This window comes from Larkinella sp. C7, assembly GCF_006149005.1.
Lineage (GTDB): Bacteria > Bacteroidota > Bacteroidia > Cytophagales > Spirosomataceae > Larkinella.
This window is the reverse complement of the sequence record NZ_VBSL01000011.1, coordinates 45,911-61,958: the sequence shown is the minus strand read 5'-3', so window position 1 is coordinate 61,958 and position 16,048 is coordinate 45,911. Positions and strand designations below refer to the sequence as shown.

Sequence of the window (16,048 nt, the reverse complement as noted above, 5' to 3'; positions counted from 1 at the left end):
TACGATTTGATTATTAGCCCACTAGCGGTTTTGTATGGGTGATTTTACGTACTTTGTCCGGTAATGGGAAGGTTCTCATCACCGCAGATCCGACCGAAAAAGAAGGGTGGAGTCGGTCAAATGAATTTGGTGCCGATTTTTAACTTTTTTGTACTTTAGTAATTTGGTTTATTATTCTTCAGTCATGTTCCGACAATCGTTTCGTTGTTTAGTACTACTTCTTCTGGGCGGGTCGATCAGTTCCTGTCAGTTTTCCAATCAACCGCTCTTCAGTTTGCTGCCCGCTGATGAAACCGGCATTACGTTTTCAAACCAGATGACCGAAAGTGACACCCTGAGTATTCTGAATGTCGATTACTTTTACAATGGTGGGGGGGCCGCCATCGGCGATTTCAACAACGATGGATTACAGGACGTCTTCTTCACCGGAAACCTGGTGGCCAATAAATTGTATCTGAACCAGGGAGACTTCAAATTTACGGATGTTACCGGGCCGGCCGGAGTCGGTGGAAACGGCAAATGGTGCTCGGGCGTCGCGCTGGTCGATATCAACAACGACGGTTTGATGGATATCTACGTGACCGCAACCATCCGAAAAAACGCCCGCGACCGGGAGAATCTGCTGTATGTGAATCAGGGAACCGGCGGGAAAGACGGCGTACCGGTTTTTAAGGAAATGGCCAAAGAATACGGAATCAATGACGACAGCTACACGACAAATGCGGCCTTTTTCGATTATGACAACGATGGCGACCTGGATCTGTTTGTGCTGACCAACATGGCGGAGCGGTTTCCGAATGCCTATCACCAGAAACTGGTGGATGGCTCTTCGCCCACAACCGACCGTCTCTACCGCAACGATTTCGACGCCAAACGCGGGCATCCGGTTTTTACGGACGTCTCCAAAGAAGCCGGTATTCAACTGGAAGGCTACGGGCTGGGGCTGAACATCTGTGACATCAACCGCGACGGCTGGAAAGACATTTACATCACCAACGACTTTCTGTCGGAAGACCATTTTTTTATCAATAACCAGAAGGGCAGTTTTGGAAAACCGGCGTTTACGGACCAGGCCGGGACGTTTTTCAAACACACCAGCCAGACGGCGATGGGCAACGATGTGACCGATCTGAACAACGACGGCTGGATGGACATTGTCGCGCTGGACATGCTGCCGAATGACAATTTCCGCAAGAAAATGTTCATTCCGCCGAACAACTACCAGACCTATCTGAACAACGAAGAATTCAAGTTCTCCTACCAGTATATGCGGAATACCCTGCAACTCAACCAGGGATTTCGGCCCGGCACGCGTGAGCCGGTTTTCAGTGAAATCAGCCTTCTGTCCGGCATGGCTGCCACCGACTGGAGCTGGACACCGCTGGTGGTCGACTTCGATCACGACGGCTACCGTGACATCGTGGTCACCAACGGCTTTCCCAAAGACGTGACCGACCGGGATTTCATGCAGTACTATGCCGACAATTCGTCGGTGGCCACCCGCGATTTCATGCTGGGCCAGATTCCCGTCATCAAAATCAACAACTATGCTTTCAAAAACAGCGGTGCCGACCTGACGTTCGCGGATGTTTCGAGCCACTGGGGGCTGACCACCCCGGCTTTTTCGGGCGGGGCCGCTTACGGCGATCTGGACAATGACGGCGATCTGGACATGGTGATCAACAACATCGATGACCCGGCATTCGTCTACCGCAACAACCTGGTGGAGCAAAAACCGGAGCAGTCCAACTACCTCCGGGTCAAGTTCAAAGGCAGTGAGCAAAACCGCATGGGCCTGGGCGCTTTTGTGGAGTTGCGCTACGGAAAAGGCCAGCAACAGATTTACGAGCATACGATTTACCGGGGTTATCTGTCGACGATGGAAAACGCGGCTCACTTTGGCCTGGGTGCTGCTAAAACCATTGATGAGGTGCGCATCACCTGGCCAGCACAAAACGGAAACCCCGGAAAAACCCAGACGCTGCGAAATGTAAACGCCAATCAGGTGCTGACGGTGGACGTGAAAAATGCGACGGAAACCGCCGTGTTGCCGCCCACAGCGCCTGCCGGAAGGCTGTTTCGGGATGTTACCGATTCGCTGAAAATCCAGTTCGTGCATCAGGAACCGGAATACATTGATTATAACCAGCAAAAGTTGTTGCCGCATAAACTGTCCCAATACGGCCCGGCCCTTTCGGCGGGGGATGTCAACGGCGATGGGCTGGACGACCTGTTCATCGGTGGTTCGCGGACCCAGAAAGGATCGTTCCTGTTGCAAACCGCTGCCGGAAAACTGGTTCCGCAGGATTTGTTACCCGGAACGCCGGGGGCCGGAAAACCGGAAGAGGATATGGGAACGCTGCTTTTCGATGCCGACGGCGATGGCGACCTGGATCTGTATGTAGCCAGCGGAGGTTTCGAAGAGGAAGCCAACACGGTTTCGTATCAGGACCGGTTTTATGTGAACGACGGGAAGGGAAGGTTTACACTGACACCGCAGGCATTGCCGCAGAACCGGATCAGCAAATCGTGCGTCAAAGCCGCTGATTTTGACCGCGATGGCGATCTGGATTTGTTCGTAGGCGGCCGCGTTGTACCGAACCAATATCCCAGACCAGTTTCAAGCTTCATTCTCCGAAACGATTCCAAACCCGGTTTTCCGAAGTTTACGGATGTAACGAAAACCGTGGCACCCGACCTGCAAAACATTGGTCTGGTGTGCGATGCCCTGTGGACCGACACCGACAACGATGGCTGGCCCGACCTGATGCTGGCGGGCGAGTGGATGCCGCTGACCATCCTGAAAAACGTTCAGGGGAAAAAACTGAGCACCACGTCAGGCACTCAACCGCTAAACCACTCCATCGCTCAATGGAAAGGCTGGTGGAATTCCCTCGTGGCGGCAGACTTCGACCGGGATGGCGACATGGACTACATCGCCGGCAATCTGGGGTTGAACACGCTGGCGCAGGCCAGCCCGGAAGAACCGTGGCGGGTATATGCCAAGGATTTTGACAACAACGGTTTTTACGACGCCATTCCGACGGTATTTTTTACCGATGAGAACGGCGAACGCCGGGAGTATCCGTTCAATGGCCGGGAGGATTTGATCAAGCAAATCATTTCGATGCGGGCGCGGTTTCCGCTGCACAAGGATTTTGCCGTAGCCTCCATCGACAAAGTCTTCAAGGAAGAAGAATTGAAAGACGCGATTGTGCTGGAAGCCAACTACATGAAGTCCGCTTACGTGGAAAACAAAGGCGACGGAACGTTCGAATTGCACGCGTTGCCGATTCAGGCGCAAACGGCCCCGCTGTTCGGGATGATCGCCGATGACTTCGATCAGGATGGTTTTCCGGACGTGTTGCTGGTTGGAAATGATTTCAGCAACGAACTGCTCGTCGGGCGTCTCGATGCGTTGAATGGTCTGCTGCTGAAAGGCGACGGAAAAGGCGGTTTTACGGCCCTGAATCCCGGGGCCAGCGGTTTTTACGTTCCCGGAAATGCCAAAGGACTGGTTCGTTTATCGGGTGCCGGCCGCAATGGCGAAGCGGGGAAAGCGCTGATCGTAGCGACGCAAAACCGGGGGCCGCTGAAAGTTTTCCACGCCGAACAACCCACGCAAACCGTTCCGTTAAAACCGACGGACGTGAGCGCGAACCTGGAGTTTGCAGGCGGGAAAAAACAGAAGGTGGAGTTTTATTACGGCCAGTCTTTCCTCTCACAGTCGGCGCGGGAATTGACCATCGGCAAGGCCGTAAAATCCCTGGAAATCATCGATTCCAAAGGCAACAAACGGCGGGTGTCGTTGGAGACGCTGGCAGGGAAATGAGTTTACGGTTTACGGTTTTCAGTTTACGGTGTGACTGACGCATTGATAAGCACGCGTCAGCCCCGGCGGAGAGCCGCACCGTAAACCGTAACTCGTTTTAATCTTCCTGCCCTACCACCTCGCTCAGGGGACGCAGGTTGGACGGGATGCGTTCTTCTTCGATGTAGGGGTAAATGTCCAGAATCTTGGTGGTGTTGACGTCCGTGGTTTCGAACGGAATCAGCATCGAATGCAGGCTGATCTCGATTCGTTCGTAGGCCTGCTTGACGTTTTCGGCGTTGACAAGCATCTGATTCACAATGCGTTTTTCCCGGCCTTTGTCGTCTTCCGTGATGTACACCACCTTGCATTTGTACCAGGTTTCACCGCTTTCTTCAAAGTGAAATAGGTCGGCCAGGCGCATGCGCGTGATGGCAGTGACCGAAAAGTCGGGTGTGTTGGCGGCTGCTTCCTTATACAGCCGGGCTTCGGCATCGGTATACGAAACGGCGTCGATGAGGTACGCTTCGTTAATGGTTTTGGATTTCCCGGTCGGGTCCTGTAGTTGATAGCGAATTTTTCCCTGATACCAGCTTGGCATAACTCGTTGATCTAAAAGTAATAGCGTTTTAAATAAGAGTTATTTCGCGGAGTTGAGCGGAGAAAGAGAAGTTAAGCAGAGGAATTTTAAAAGAGAACTCCGCTCAACTCCCTTTTTCTCCGCTCAACTCCGCGAAATAACGCACGTTCAAAAGTACAGAAAAAGGCTATCTTTCGGTAGGTTCGACGGCTCATCCAACTTTTTGGTTGGTTCGTCGGTGGGCGGTTGTGGGGCCACACCGGGCCATCCATCTTTGTCTTAAAAACAAGCGTCATTGGAAATGAGTGACTTAACTACCTTTCTGTTGCTGGCGGATGCGCTGCCCGTGGAGCCCGTAAAAAATTATTTACAGCTCACTTTATTATCCGTGGGTCTGCTTGCGCTGGTGACTACGATCTGGTGGCAAACCGATAAAGAATCGTATGAGGAAGTAACCGAGGACTTGCCCATCACGGCCTTCGAAAAACTGGAAATCTGGGGCATGATGAACGTGCTGGTTACCGACGGCCCCACGTACTCGCTGACGGCCCGCGGGTCGCGCCGGGCCATTGCCAACGTAAAAGTGCGGCTGCGCGGAAAATGGCTTAAAATTGGTTCCAGTTTTTTCTTCTGGCACCGCCAGTACGATCTGCTGCTGACCATTACAACGCCTACCCTGAATAAACTCGATGTGTCCGGTGCGTGTACGGTTCAACTGACCGGATTCAAGGAATTACACGGATTGGACATCGACATTACCGGTGCTTCGAACGTGTCGCTGGAAGGAGAGGTGCAAACGCTGAACATCGACATCACCGGCGCATCCCGCCTGACGCTGGTGGGTCGCGGGCATAATCTGACGGCCGACATCACCGGCGCATCGGCGCTTCATGCCTTGAAGTACCCCGTCGAAGACGCCACGGTGGAGGTCACGGGAGCCTGTACGGCCCAGATTTTTGCCACGCGGGTGTTGAAAGCTGAAGCGACGGGCGCCAGCAAAGTGGAATACCAGGGCGAACCCAGCGTGGATTTTGAAAGCGCCGGGGCCAGTTACATCAAAAAAGTATAGATCCATCGGGCTAGTTGAAGCACCACCATGAGAAACAAAATCAGGCTTTGCATCTTACTGAGTTTACTCGTCCTGCTGATTTATACACTGTTGGTTACGGAAGAATCAATTCCGATTGAAATCAAACTCACCATCATCACCATCATCATCGGCAGCGGTCTGTTCATTTACATGGCGTTATCGTGGTTTATTCCGTACCTGCTCAACCGTTCCGCCGAGCAGTTGTCGCCCCAGAAACTGGTTTCGCTGACGGTCACCTCAAGCGGTATTCTGGCCGCTCTGACGGGTTTCATGGCGACCTGGGGCATTAGTTTTTTCTGGCGCATCGACTTCAGGCTGGTGGACTACTGCTCGATCTGTGGGCTTTTTGCCATCATCACGGCCGGAATCACGGCGGTGTATTCACTGAAATCCTTTGTGCAACGCTGGAAAGCGCTGTTGCTGATGGAAGAAGGCTTGAAACAGGCGGTTTTGAAGGCGGAGTTCGAATCCCTGAAAAACCAGGTGAATCCGCATTTTCTGTTCAACTCGCTCAACATCCTGAGTGCGCTGATTCCCGAAGATACCGGCAAATCGGTGCAGTTTGTCGAGCGGCTTTCGAAGGTGTTCCGCTACAGTTTGCAGCATTCTGAACAAAACACCATCGAACTGGCCACCGAACTCAAAATTGCGGAATCCTATCTGTTTATCAACCAGATGCGGTTTGGCGAGAGTTTTCGCTATTCGGTGGATTTGTCGGAAGCCGACCGGAGCAAACAGATCGTTACGCAGGGGTTGTTGACGTTGCTGGAAAACGTGGTAAAACACAACGAGTGTTCACTGGAAAAACCGCTGTGCATCCGGATTTTTACCGAGAAAGATTGTCTCGTCGTTGCCAATGTCTTTCAGCTAAAAAGCCGTCTGCGAACCGATTCGACCGGCATTGGCCTGAAAAACCTGCAAAACCGCTACGCCCAGCTGGCGGCCGATCGCCCGGTGGTGATTCAGCAAACCGAGCAGGAGTTTATTGTTAAATTACCATTACTCTAATTGCCCTCAGAAGTAAATCACAAGGTTGGAAATTGCTTACCGGAATGAAAATATTAATTGTGGAAGACGAGCCACTGGCCGTCAAACGAATGGAAGGGTTGATTCGGGAGGTAGCCCCCGATGCCGAAATGGTGGGAAAGATCGACACCGTGCGGGCATTTGTCCGCTGGTGGCAAACCAATCCCGCGCCGGATTTGCTGCTGATGGATATTCAACTTGCCGATGGGCTGAGTTTCGAGATTTTCCAGCAGGTAGAGGTGAAAACGCCGGTTATTTTTACAACCGCCTACGACGAATATGCGCTGCGGGCCTTCAAAGTCAATAGCGTCGATTATTTGCTGAAACCCATTGAACAGGAGGAACTGACCAAAGCGATCCAGAAATTTCGGCACCAGCGGCAATCGGCCGACAGCCAGCCGGGGGCGTCAAAAAACCTCGTGAAAATGCTGGAAGACTTTGGCATCAAGCCGGTTACCTACAAAAGCCGGTTTCTGATCAAACAGGGTGGGCGGTTCGATGTGGTCGAAACCTCCGATATTCTGTACCTCTACGCCGACGATAAGGTCGTGTTTCTGATTACGAATCAAAACCGTAAATACATTGTCGACGAAACGCTCGACGAACTGGAGGCCAAGCTGGACCCCCGGCATTTCTTCCGGATAAACCGCAAGTACATCACCCATCTGTCGGCCATCGAACGCATCGAACCGTATTTCAACGGACGGCTGCGGGTCTGGCTGAAACACCGGCCCTCGGAAGAAGAAGTTTCGGTAAGCCGGGAGCGGGCAGACTCGTTTAAGGGGTGGTTGAATACGTAGATTTTTGAATGATGAGTTATGAATGATGAGTTATGAATGGGCTGACGCTGTAATTCATCGTTCATCATTCATCATTCATCGTTCATCATTCACAACTCATCATTCATAGCTCATCATTCACTTTCAAGCCTTGTAAAACACCCATTTCACCAACTCTTTATACGACGGTTTTTTGCCGTACATCAGAATGCCGACGCGGTAGATTCGGGCGGCCAGCCAGGCGGTTCCCAGAAAACCGCCGATGAGCAACGTGACCGACAGCACAATTTCCCAGGCCGGAACGCCGAACGGAATGCGAACCATCATGATGATGGGCGAGGTGAAGGGAATCATCGACATCCAGAAAGCCACCGCGCCGTCGGGTTCGCGGATGATGAACTGCGCCATGATAAACGACAGAACCAGTGGAATGGTGATCGGAAACATAAACTGCTGAACATCCGTGTCGCTATCGACGGCAGACCCCACGGCCGCAAACAACGCACTGTAAATCAGGTAGCCACCGATGAAATAAATGAGGAAACAGCCAATAATCAGCGGAATGTTCAGGGTGCTGACAGCTTTGAAAATCGCCGTCACCGGGCTGCTTTTTTGTTCTGTTTTGGGTTTGTCAACCGCCGGAGCCTGCGCCACACCGGGCTGCTGGGCCATTTGTTCAACCCGTTTCTGCGGTCCCAGACTTTCCATGCCCAGTACGTTCGACATGACGGATGAAATCCCGAAGGTGAGCAAAATCCAGAGCAGAAACTGCGTCAGACCCACCAGCGCAACGCCGGTAATTTTTCCCGCCATCAACTGGAACGGTTTGACCGACGAGATGATCACTTCCACAATGCGGTTGGTTTTTTCTTCCATAACGCCCCGCATCACCTGCACCCCATAAATGAAAATGGCGATGTAAATGATGAACGCGCACAGGTAGCCAATGCCCGTGGCCGCCCCCGAACTGCTGTCCTTTTCGCCTTCGTCGCTCAGGCTGTACGTGTCCGACGACACGTCCACCTTCGTGCTTTCGAGCACCTTGCGGTCAATCCCGGCGTCGAGCAACCGGATATTCTCGATTTCCTGCTCGATGGCTTTTTCAATCCCGTTTTTCACCTCCAGGCTGACGTTTTTCTCGGCGTATATCTTCAGGCTTTTCGGGTTCTCCAGAATGGAAGCCGGGATGTGAACCAACACGTCGTAGCCACTTTTACCGAAGTCTTTCTTGGCTTGTTCAACCGGCGTTTTAACCGGCTGGAAAACCAGTTCTTTGGTGTTTTTAAAGGTGCTTGCAAACTTGCCGGTTTCGTCGATCACTTCGATTTTTTTCTGGTCGATGTCGCGCATGGCGAAAAAAATCGGGATGAGCCAGATGCAGGAAACCAGCAGGGGCGTCACCAGGGTCATAATCAGAAAAGACTTTTTCTTAACCCGTACCAGGTATTCGCGCTTCAGAATGAGGAAAATTATTTTCATGACAGTCAATGAGTGAATGAGTGAATGTGCGAATGAGTGAATAGTTTGGTGAAAGCCGCCCTCTGGCGAAACTATTCACTCATTCTATCATTCACGCATTCAAAATTAAGTTGTGGGAACTTCGCCGACGGCTTTGATGAAGATGTCGTTCATGGAAGGAATGTTTTCGCCAAAGGCACGCACGTTCACGTGGTCGATGAGGTCACGAACCAGCTCGTTGACGGCTGCGTCGCGCGGAATCCGGATATTGGCGCGCAGGTAACCATCTTCCAGCGTTTTTTTATCCAAAACTGTATACGCCGGATTGAGGTCATTCAAAACACCCTGGTATTCAACGTGGTAGGTATGGGTTTTGAACTGTTCCTTGATGGCTTTCTTCGGGCCGTCGAGGACTTTTTTAGAGCGGTGAATCAGCGCAATGTGGTCGCAGAGTTCTTCGACGGATTCCATGCGGTGCGTCGAGAAAATGATGGTGCTACCTTTTTCGCGCAGTTCCAGAATTTCGTCTTTGATCAGGTTGGCATTGATCGGGTCGAAACCGGAGAAAGGTTCGTCGAGAATAATCAGATCCGGTTCGTGCAGCACCGTGGCCACAAACTGAATTTTCTGCTGCATCCCTTTCGACAGATCCTCCACGTTTTTGGTCCACCACGTCTTGATGTCGAATTTGATGAACCAGGCTTTCAGTTTGTCCATCGCCTGCCGTTCGCTTAGGCCCTTGAGTTGAGCCAGATACAGCAGTTGTTCGCCGACCTTCATTTTTTTGTACAAGCCGCGTTCTTCGGGTAGATACCCGATGCGGCTGATGTGTTCGGGACCGAGCGGTTTGCCGTCGAAAAAAACTTCGCCTTCGTCGGGGCCGGTGATCTGGTTGATAATCCGGATGAGGGAGGTTTTACCGGCGCCGTTGGGTCCGAGCAGACCGAAGATCTGCCCGCGCGGAATGTCGATGCTGACGTCGTCTAAAGCCCGGTGTTGTGCGTATTGTTTGACAATGTGGCGGGTTTCAAGAATGTTCATAGATAGGTTAAAAAAAGCCCGGATGCGTAATGGATTCCGGGTACGAAGATAGAAGCCTCCGGTTGGCTTAACCCGGTTTTGGGACAAATGGCTGCAGAATGGGTTTATCGGCCAGTTTTCCGGGTAATTTAATCAAAAAGTAGTAATGACCATTGAACAGGCGAAAGCATTTGTTCAGTCGGCATTGCGCATTAAAAAACCGGGGCAGCGGTTTTCAAACATTGCCCCGGTTTTTTTTAGAATCGATCAGGCTTTGACCACGATGGTTTTGGCCCATTTGTCGCCAAACCGCTTCCGGTCGTCACCGAGCACCATGAAGGCATCGACAATTCCGAAAATGGGAATCATCAGGGATACCTGCCGCACGATGGCGGTGCCGTAATCACCCAGAATGCCCTGACCGGTATCTTCTTTAATGACTTTTATCTTCATTATTTTTTTGCCGACGCTTTGTCCGCCCAGAAAACCGCCCACTTCCGGCAACGCATCTTTGGTGAGCTGATAGCCCAGTAAGAAAATCCAGCCGATCATGGCGAGCCGGTAACTGACGACCGTCAGAATGAGAAAAGGAATGTAAGCCACAAAGCCGTCGATCAGGGCGGCAACGAATCGTTGACCGGGGTCGGCTTTGACCTGGGTAGAAGGCGTATTATATACGGGTTGCATAAAAAAGAGGTTAAGGAGTAAGAGATTGAAAAACAGACCTAACGTACACAATGTCACGGAACAAATCCAAACATCTGCTTAAAATATTGTGCAGCAGTCTATTTGGTGAATTAATCAAAGAAAGTGTCCGGGTTTGTTTTGAAATTAAAAATGATGTAAGATACTTGCAGCAAAATAGATTCTACCGTAAAAACCGGCTATGCAGAACAATCGATCTTTACTCCTGATTACCCTGATTCCTTTTACCCTGGCGGCTGTGCTGACCGTTCTGACCGATCTGAACTGGATTGCGCTTCCGACAACGCTGCTGCTGGTGGTACGTTGGCTGGCGATCGTGGGGTTGATTTATTACGGTATTCGCAAGAAATCGCTGACGGCCTGGATTCTGATCTCGATGGTGGTAGGGGCGGAAATCGGCAATGACTTTCCCGAAGCCGCTGTTAATCTGCGGGTTTTGAGTCAGATTTTTCTGCGGCTGATCAAAACGATCATTGCTCCGCTGCTGTTTGGTACGCTGGTGGTCGGTATTGCGGGGCATTCCGATTTGAAACAAGTGGGCCGGATGGGCTGGAAATCGCTGCTCTATTTTGAGGTGGTGACGACCATCGCGCTATTTATTGGTCTGGCCGCTATCAACATCAGCAAAGCCGGTGTTGGCATTACCCTGCCGGAAGTAGCCGGTGGAGAAAAACTGCCGGATGTCGCCAAACAGTCGATTTCAGACGTTGTTCTGCATATTTTTCCCGAAAACATCGCCAAATCCATCGCCAATGGCGAAGTCCTCCAGATCGTTGTTTTTAGCGTATTGTTTGCCATTGCGCTCGCTGTTACGAAGGAGCATTACCGTCGGCCGGTGCTGAAATTTGCCGAGAGTCTGTCGGAAGTGATGTTCAAATTCACATCCATCATCATGTATTTCGCTCCCATCGGGGTCGGTGCGGCCATCGCCTACACCGTCGGACACATGGGGCTGGGCATTCTGGTGAACCTCTTTCAATTGCTGGCAACGCTCTACCTGGCCCTGCTGGCGTTCCTGTTGCTGGTGTTGTTTCCGGTGGCGCTGATTGCCAAAGTACCCATTAAAAAATTCATTCAGGCGCTGGTCGAACCGGTTTCGATTGCCTTTGCCACCACCAGTTCGGAAGCCGCCTTGCCGAAAGCGATGGAAGCCATGACGCGCCTGGGTGTTCCCCGCAAAATCGTGGCCTTCGTGATGCCGACGGGCTACAGTTTCAACCTCGATGGCTCCACACTTTACCTGTCTCTGGCGTCGGTTTTTGTGGCCCAGGCCGCCGGAATCGAAATGTCGTTCAGTCAGCAATTGCTGATGGTTTTCACCCTGATGCTGACCAGCAAGGGCGTCGCGGGGGTGCCGCGGGCCACGCTCGTCATCCTGCTCGGAACGCTGGCATCATTCGGTCTGCCGGTGGAGCCGGTGTTTATCATTCTCGGTATCGATGAATTGATGGACATGGCCCGGACATCCGTCAACGTGATTGGAAACTGTCTGGCAACGGTGGTCATCGCCCGCTGGGAAGGGGAGTTTGACGAAAACGGTTCGACCATCGAAGCCGAAGATGAAGCACTGGAAATCGAGGGGAAAGTGTAGCGGAAACAGGGAACAAGGGCGGTTTTAAAGCTGAATGGGACGATTTAATAACATGTTTTCAGAATTAATGAAGAGGTAACATTGGATATTGGCATGGCGTCATAGTTTTGTAATAAACAACGCTATCCGTATGCTTCATCCACTTTTACGACACTTCATCAAGGACTTTTTAGTCCTCATTTTGTTGCTGTTTGCCGTACAGGCAAACACCTTCGCCCAGGTTTCCTTCACGGTTGGGAATCTGACCCGAACCGAAAACCTGGATGCCCTGCCCGCCAGTGGTTCGCCGGTTTTTAGCCAGAACAGCACCATTCCCGGCGTGTACGGTGAACGAACCGGAACCGGCACCACCATCGTGGCTGGCACCGGAAGTTCCAATGCCGGGGCACTGAACAGCTTCGGAACCAGCGCCGACCGGGCTTTGGGCTCCGTCGGTTCCGGTAATGCGGCTGCCGGAAATTTTACGTACGGATACCGCCTGAAAAATGAAACCGGTACGACGATTACCGCGCTGACCGTAAATTACAACGGAGAGCAGTGGCGGAACAGTGCCGCCGTTGATCCGCAGGTCGTTCAGTTTTCGTATTTGATTTCGACCTCCGCCATTGAAACCACCAGCCCGGCGGGTGGGGCGGTTCCGACCAGTTACACCGCCGTTCCTGAATTAAACTTCTCCAACTCGGTTTCGGGCGGTACGGCGGGAGCCATTGATGGCAATGCCAATCGCCAGGCCAAGAGCTTCACGATCAGTGGCTTGTCGGTTGCGCCGGGCAGTGAAATCATGCTGCGGTGGTATGATCCCGACCACACCGGTTCGGATCACGGGTTGGCCATCGACGACCTGAGCATCACCGCAACCATCGAAGGCGGAGGTACGCCAACGCCGGTTCTTTCGGTAAACCCGCCCACCTTGTCAGGCTTTACCACCTCGGAAGGAACTGCCTCAACGCCCAAATCCTACACGGTTTCCGGGACAAACCTGACTGCCGATGTGCTGATCACGGCACCTGCCGGTTTTGAAATCAGTACGGGCAACACCTACACATCTTCCCTGACGTTGCCGCTCTCGAATAGCAGTGTGGCCGCCACCCCGATCAACGTCCGGCTAACCGGAACCGCTCAGGGAACGCCAGCTGGAAATGTTACCAATGTCAGTGGTTCGGTATCGTTCGATGTAACCGTCAGCGGAACGGTGTATGATCCCAATACCATTGCCAGCATCGCCCTGGCCCGAAGCCAGCCGGTGAATACGCCAATCTCCGCATTGCCGGGCGGCAAAATTGCGGGTCGGGTAACGGTCAGCAACCAGTTCAACGACGTGGCCTACATTCAGGACCCGACGGGCGGGATTGCGATTTTCAATGCGGCTTTCCGCAGCAGCGTTCAGATTGGCGACTCGGTTCAGATTACGGGCGGAACGATTGGCGCTTTCAACAGCAACAAGCAGGTTTCGGGAGCGGTTACGTTCACCAGCTTCGGTTCACAGGGGCCGCTGATTCCCAAGGTAGTAACAACCACCCAACTGCCTGATTTTGAAGGGCAACTGGTGACGGTGAATGCCGCCGTCATTCGTCCGAATACGACAGTGGCGTCGCCCAACCCGGTTTTTGTACTAACGCCCGATGCCAATTTCCGGCTACAGGATGGCAGCGGTACGCAGGAAGTGCGGATCAACCGGGGGACGAACATTCCCGGCAATACCAACCCTGCCAATCCGGCGGCTATCACCGGGGTGGTCGGTCGGTTCAACACCCTCACGCAATTGCTGCCGCGCTCGACGCAGGATCTGCCGGGTGCCGCGCCCTATGTGCTGGCGGGGGGATCAATTGACCGGAGTCAGACGCTCGACGTAGCCACCTGGAACATCGAATGGCTGGGAAGCACCGGCAACGGCCCGACAAATGAAGCGCAGCAGGTGACCAATGCCATTTCAGTCCTGAACAGTCTGCAATCGGACATCATTGTTCTGGAAGAAATCTCGTCGGACAATGCCATTGCGAGCTTGCTGGCGGGCCTGCCGGGGTATCAGGGAAATTGCTCGCCCTTCGTTTCCAACAATCCGGGTCACGAAATTCCGGCCAACCCGGCGACACCGACGGGCACCTTACCCGCCAACACACAACGGGTTTGTATCCTGTATAAGTCGGACGTAGCAACGCTGGTTTCTCAAAAACCGTTGATGGAAAAAGTGGAGAATCTCACGGGTTATCCGACCGCCGTTGACAATTTCTGGGCATCCGGGCGGTATCCGTATTTGTGGAAATTCAACGTGACGGTGGCCGGGGTGAGCAAGCAGGTCAACGTAATTGGTCTTCACGCCAAAGCCAACGAAGGCGGGGCCAACGCGCTGGTGGCGTATAACCGCCGGAAGTACGATGTGCAGGTGTTGTATGATACGCTCAAAGCGCAGTATCCGAACGATCTGCTGATTCTGGCGGGAGACTTCAACGACGACCTCGACCGGACCGTGGCCGATGTCGCTCCGACCGAAACGACCTACAAACCATTTACCGACGATGCCGCTGGTTTTACGGGCGTAACCCGGGTGCTGAGTGACAACGGTTTTCGGACGTACCTGACGGAAGACAACGTGATCGATCACATCATGGTTTCCAATGAGTTAGCACCGGCTTACCTCGCCGGTTCGGCGGGGGTTGGAACACCGTATCTGACAATTCCTGACTATGGCAATACGACCTCCGACCACGTTCCGGTGCTGGCGCGTTTCGATCTGTCGCAGTTGACGCAGGTGAAAGTTCAATACCAGAACGGCGATAACGGAAACGATCAGGCTACCAACAACCAGATCAAACCGTATCTGAAACTGGTCAACGAGGGAATAACCGCCGTGCCTTACAGCGAATTGACGGTTCGCTACTGGTTTACGGCGGAAAATTACGCGGGCATCAACACCTTTATCGATTATGCGCAGTTGGGGAATAACAAAGTGAAAATGACCTATGTCCGGCAGGATGCACCCGCCCGGAATGGGGCCAATGGATACGTGGAATACGGTTTTGATCCCTCAGCGGGCAGTCTGGCCGTGGGCGGTACTTCCGGGCCGATTCAAACCCGGATTGCGAACAAAGACTGGGCCGATCTGAGCGAAACCGATGATTACTCCTATCGAACCAATACTAACTACGCCCTGACAGATCGTATAACGGTGTATCGCAACGGCACGCTGGTGTGGGGGGAAGAGCCGCCCATTGCTCCGGCTTTGGTCAAACTGAAGGTGCTTTCGGAGAACAAAAACAACAAACCGAATTCCAATTCGATCAGTACCTATCTGAAAGTCAGCAACGAAGGCAATGTGCCGCTGGCGTATGGCGACCTAACGGTGCGCTACTGGTTTACGCCCGAAGGGACCGCCAGTCTGAATTACTTCATCGACTACGCCAAACTCGGTAATGCCAACGTGACGGGCCAATTCGTTCCGGTCAATCCCGTGCGGACGGGTGCCGAAACCTACCTGGAACTAAAGGTGAATCCGGCGGTTGGCACCTTGTATCCGCTCAGCAATACGGGGAACATTCAGTACCGGATTTCGAAAGCCAACTGGTCAAATTTCGTGGAAACGGATGACTACTCGTACAAAGCGGCCGCACCTTTCTCCGAAAACGATCGCATTACGGTTTATTATCAGGGCAATCTGGTGTACGGAACCGAGCCAGCCGTTGCGTCCGGAGCGCGGGTATCAGCCGCTGAAACGAGCGAAGGACTGCACGTTCGGGTGTTATCCAACCCGGTTTCAGACGTCTTCGACGTAGAGTTTTCGGCACCGGCAGGCGAGGAGGTTCACTTTCAGCTAACGGATCTACAAGGTCGTACGATTTTGCAACATGCGATTCCAGCAACGGGCCAGCGGCAACGCCAGACGATGACTGTTCGTCACCAGGCGGCTGGTCTCTACCTGCTTCGCGCCCAGGCCGGACAACAGTCCCGCTTGATCAAAATAGTGAAACCCTGACAGCGGCCTTAGGCCCTG

Annotated in this window: 10 protein-coding genes; 6 read left to right on the top strand and 4 right to left on the bottom strand. The window is 52.8% G+C overall.

What is annotated here, in order from left to right; all coding sequences use genetic code 11:
- Positions 1-184 precede the first annotated feature (184 nt).
- Entirely contained in the window at positions 185-3,832 is a 3,648-nt protein-coding gene (locus FH871_RS23165; protein WP_138993814.1) for an FG-GAP-like repeat-containing protein, read from the top strand.
- Positions 3,833-3,929: 97 nt separating this feature from the next.
- Here the strand turns inward: FH871_RS23165 and FH871_RS23160 are convergent, their stop codons facing one another.
- Positions 3,930-4,412, bottom strand: coding sequence for a DUF4494 domain-containing protein (locus FH871_RS23160; protein WP_138993813.1), 483 nt, complete (start codon positions 4,410-4,412; stop codon positions 3,930-3,932).
- Between the two features lie 280 nt (positions 4,413-4,692).
- Here FH871_RS23160 and FH871_RS23155 point away from each other — a divergent pair, with 280 nt between their 5' ends.
- Genes FH871_RS23155 through FH871_RS23145 form a run of 3 tightly spaced genes read left to right on the top strand, consistent with a single transcriptional unit; the run spans position 4,693 to position 7,307 of the window.
- Complete coding sequence (locus FH871_RS23155; protein ID WP_138993812.1) at positions 4,693-5,460, top strand: DUF2807 domain-containing protein; 768 nt, start codon at positions 4,693-4,695, stop codon at positions 5,458-5,460.
- Between the two features lie 27 nt (positions 5,461-5,487).
- Positions 5,488-6,489 (top strand): sensor histidine kinase, encoded by a 1,002-nt coding sequence (locus FH871_RS23150; RefSeq protein WP_138993811.1) that lies wholly within the window; start codon positions 5,488-5,490, stop codon positions 6,487-6,489.
- A gap of 44 nt (positions 6,490-6,533) precedes the next feature.
- Complete coding sequence (locus FH871_RS23145; RefSeq protein ID WP_138993810.1) at positions 6,534-7,307, top strand: LytTR family DNA-binding domain-containing protein; 774 nt, start codon at positions 6,534-6,536, stop codon at positions 7,305-7,307.
- A gap of 123 nt (positions 7,308-7,430) precedes the next feature.
- Here the strand turns inward: FH871_RS23145 and FH871_RS23140 are convergent, their stop codons facing one another.
- The 3 genes from FH871_RS23140 to FH871_RS23130 form a co-directional block, all read right to left on the bottom strand.
- Positions 7,431-8,765 carry an ABC transporter permease gene (locus FH871_RS23140; protein WP_138993809.1) on the bottom strand — a complete coding sequence of 445 codons (1,335 nt, stop codon included), beginning with the start codon at positions 8,763-8,765 and terminating at the stop codon, positions 7,431-7,433.
- A 105-nt stretch (positions 8,766-8,870) separates the two neighbouring features.
- On the bottom strand, positions 8,871-9,785 hold the full coding sequence (locus FH871_RS23135) for an ABC transporter ATP-binding protein (protein ID WP_138993808.1): 915 nt from the start codon (positions 9,783-9,785) through the stop codon (positions 8,871-8,873).
- A 246-nt stretch (positions 9,786-10,031) separates the two neighbouring features.
- A complete protein-coding gene (locus tag FH871_RS23130; protein WP_114405920.1) occupies positions 10,032-10,451 on the bottom strand; it encodes an RDD family protein in 420 nt (139 codons plus the stop codon).
- Between the two features lie 199 nt (positions 10,452-10,650).
- Here FH871_RS23130 and FH871_RS23125 point away from each other — a divergent pair, with 199 nt between their 5' ends.
- Positions 10,651-12,060, top strand: coding sequence for a dicarboxylate/amino acid:cation symporter (locus FH871_RS23125; RefSeq protein WP_138993807.1), 1,410 nt, complete (start codon positions 10,651-10,653; stop codon positions 12,058-12,060).
- Between the two features lie 130 nt (positions 12,061-12,190).
- Positions 12,191-16,030 carry a cellulose binding domain-containing protein gene (locus FH871_RS23120; RefSeq protein ID WP_138993806.1) on the top strand — a complete coding sequence of 1,280 codons (3,840 nt, stop codon included), beginning with the start codon at positions 12,191-12,193 and terminating at the stop codon, positions 16,028-16,030.
- The last annotated feature ends 18 nt before the right edge of the window (positions 16,031-16,048 follow it).

What these genes read in the sequence shown, in the direction of transcription:
- FH871_RS23130 (WP_114405920.1), bottom strand. Translation starts at nt 10,451, where the DNA reads ATGCAACCCGTATATAATACGCCTTCTACCCAGGTCAAAGCCGACCCC.
- FH871_RS23140 (WP_138993809.1), bottom strand. Translation starts at nt 8,765, where the DNA reads ATGAAAATAATTTTCCTCATTCTGAAGCGCGAATACCTGGTACGGGTT.
- FH871_RS23165 (WP_138993814.1), top strand. Translation starts at nt 185, where the DNA reads ATGTTCCGACAATCGTTTCGTTGTTTAGTACTACTTCTTCTGGGCGGG.
- FH871_RS23160 (WP_138993813.1), bottom strand. Translation starts at nt 4,412, where the DNA reads ATGCCAAGCTGGTATCAGGGAAAAATTCGCTATCAACTACAGGACCCG.
- FH871_RS23120 (WP_138993806.1), top strand. Translation starts at nt 12,191, where the DNA reads ATGCTTCATCCACTTTTACGACACTTCATCAAGGACTTTTTAGTCCTC.
- FH871_RS23150 (WP_138993811.1), top strand. Translation starts at nt 5,488, where the DNA reads ATGAGAAACAAAATCAGGCTTTGCATCTTACTGAGTTTACTCGTCCTG.
- FH871_RS23155 (WP_138993812.1), top strand. Translation starts at nt 4,693, where the DNA reads ATGAGTGACTTAACTACCTTTCTGTTGCTGGCGGATGCGCTGCCCGTG.
- FH871_RS23135 (WP_138993808.1), bottom strand. Translation starts at nt 9,785, where the DNA reads ATGAACATTCTTGAAACCCGCCACATTGTCAAACAATACGCACAACAC.
- FH871_RS23125 (WP_138993807.1), top strand. Translation starts at nt 10,651, where the DNA reads ATGCAGAACAATCGATCTTTACTCCTGATTACCCTGATTCCTTTTACC.
- FH871_RS23145 (WP_138993810.1), top strand. Translation starts at nt 6,534, where the DNA reads ATGAAAATATTAATTGTGGAAGACGAGCCACTGGCCGTCAAACGAATG.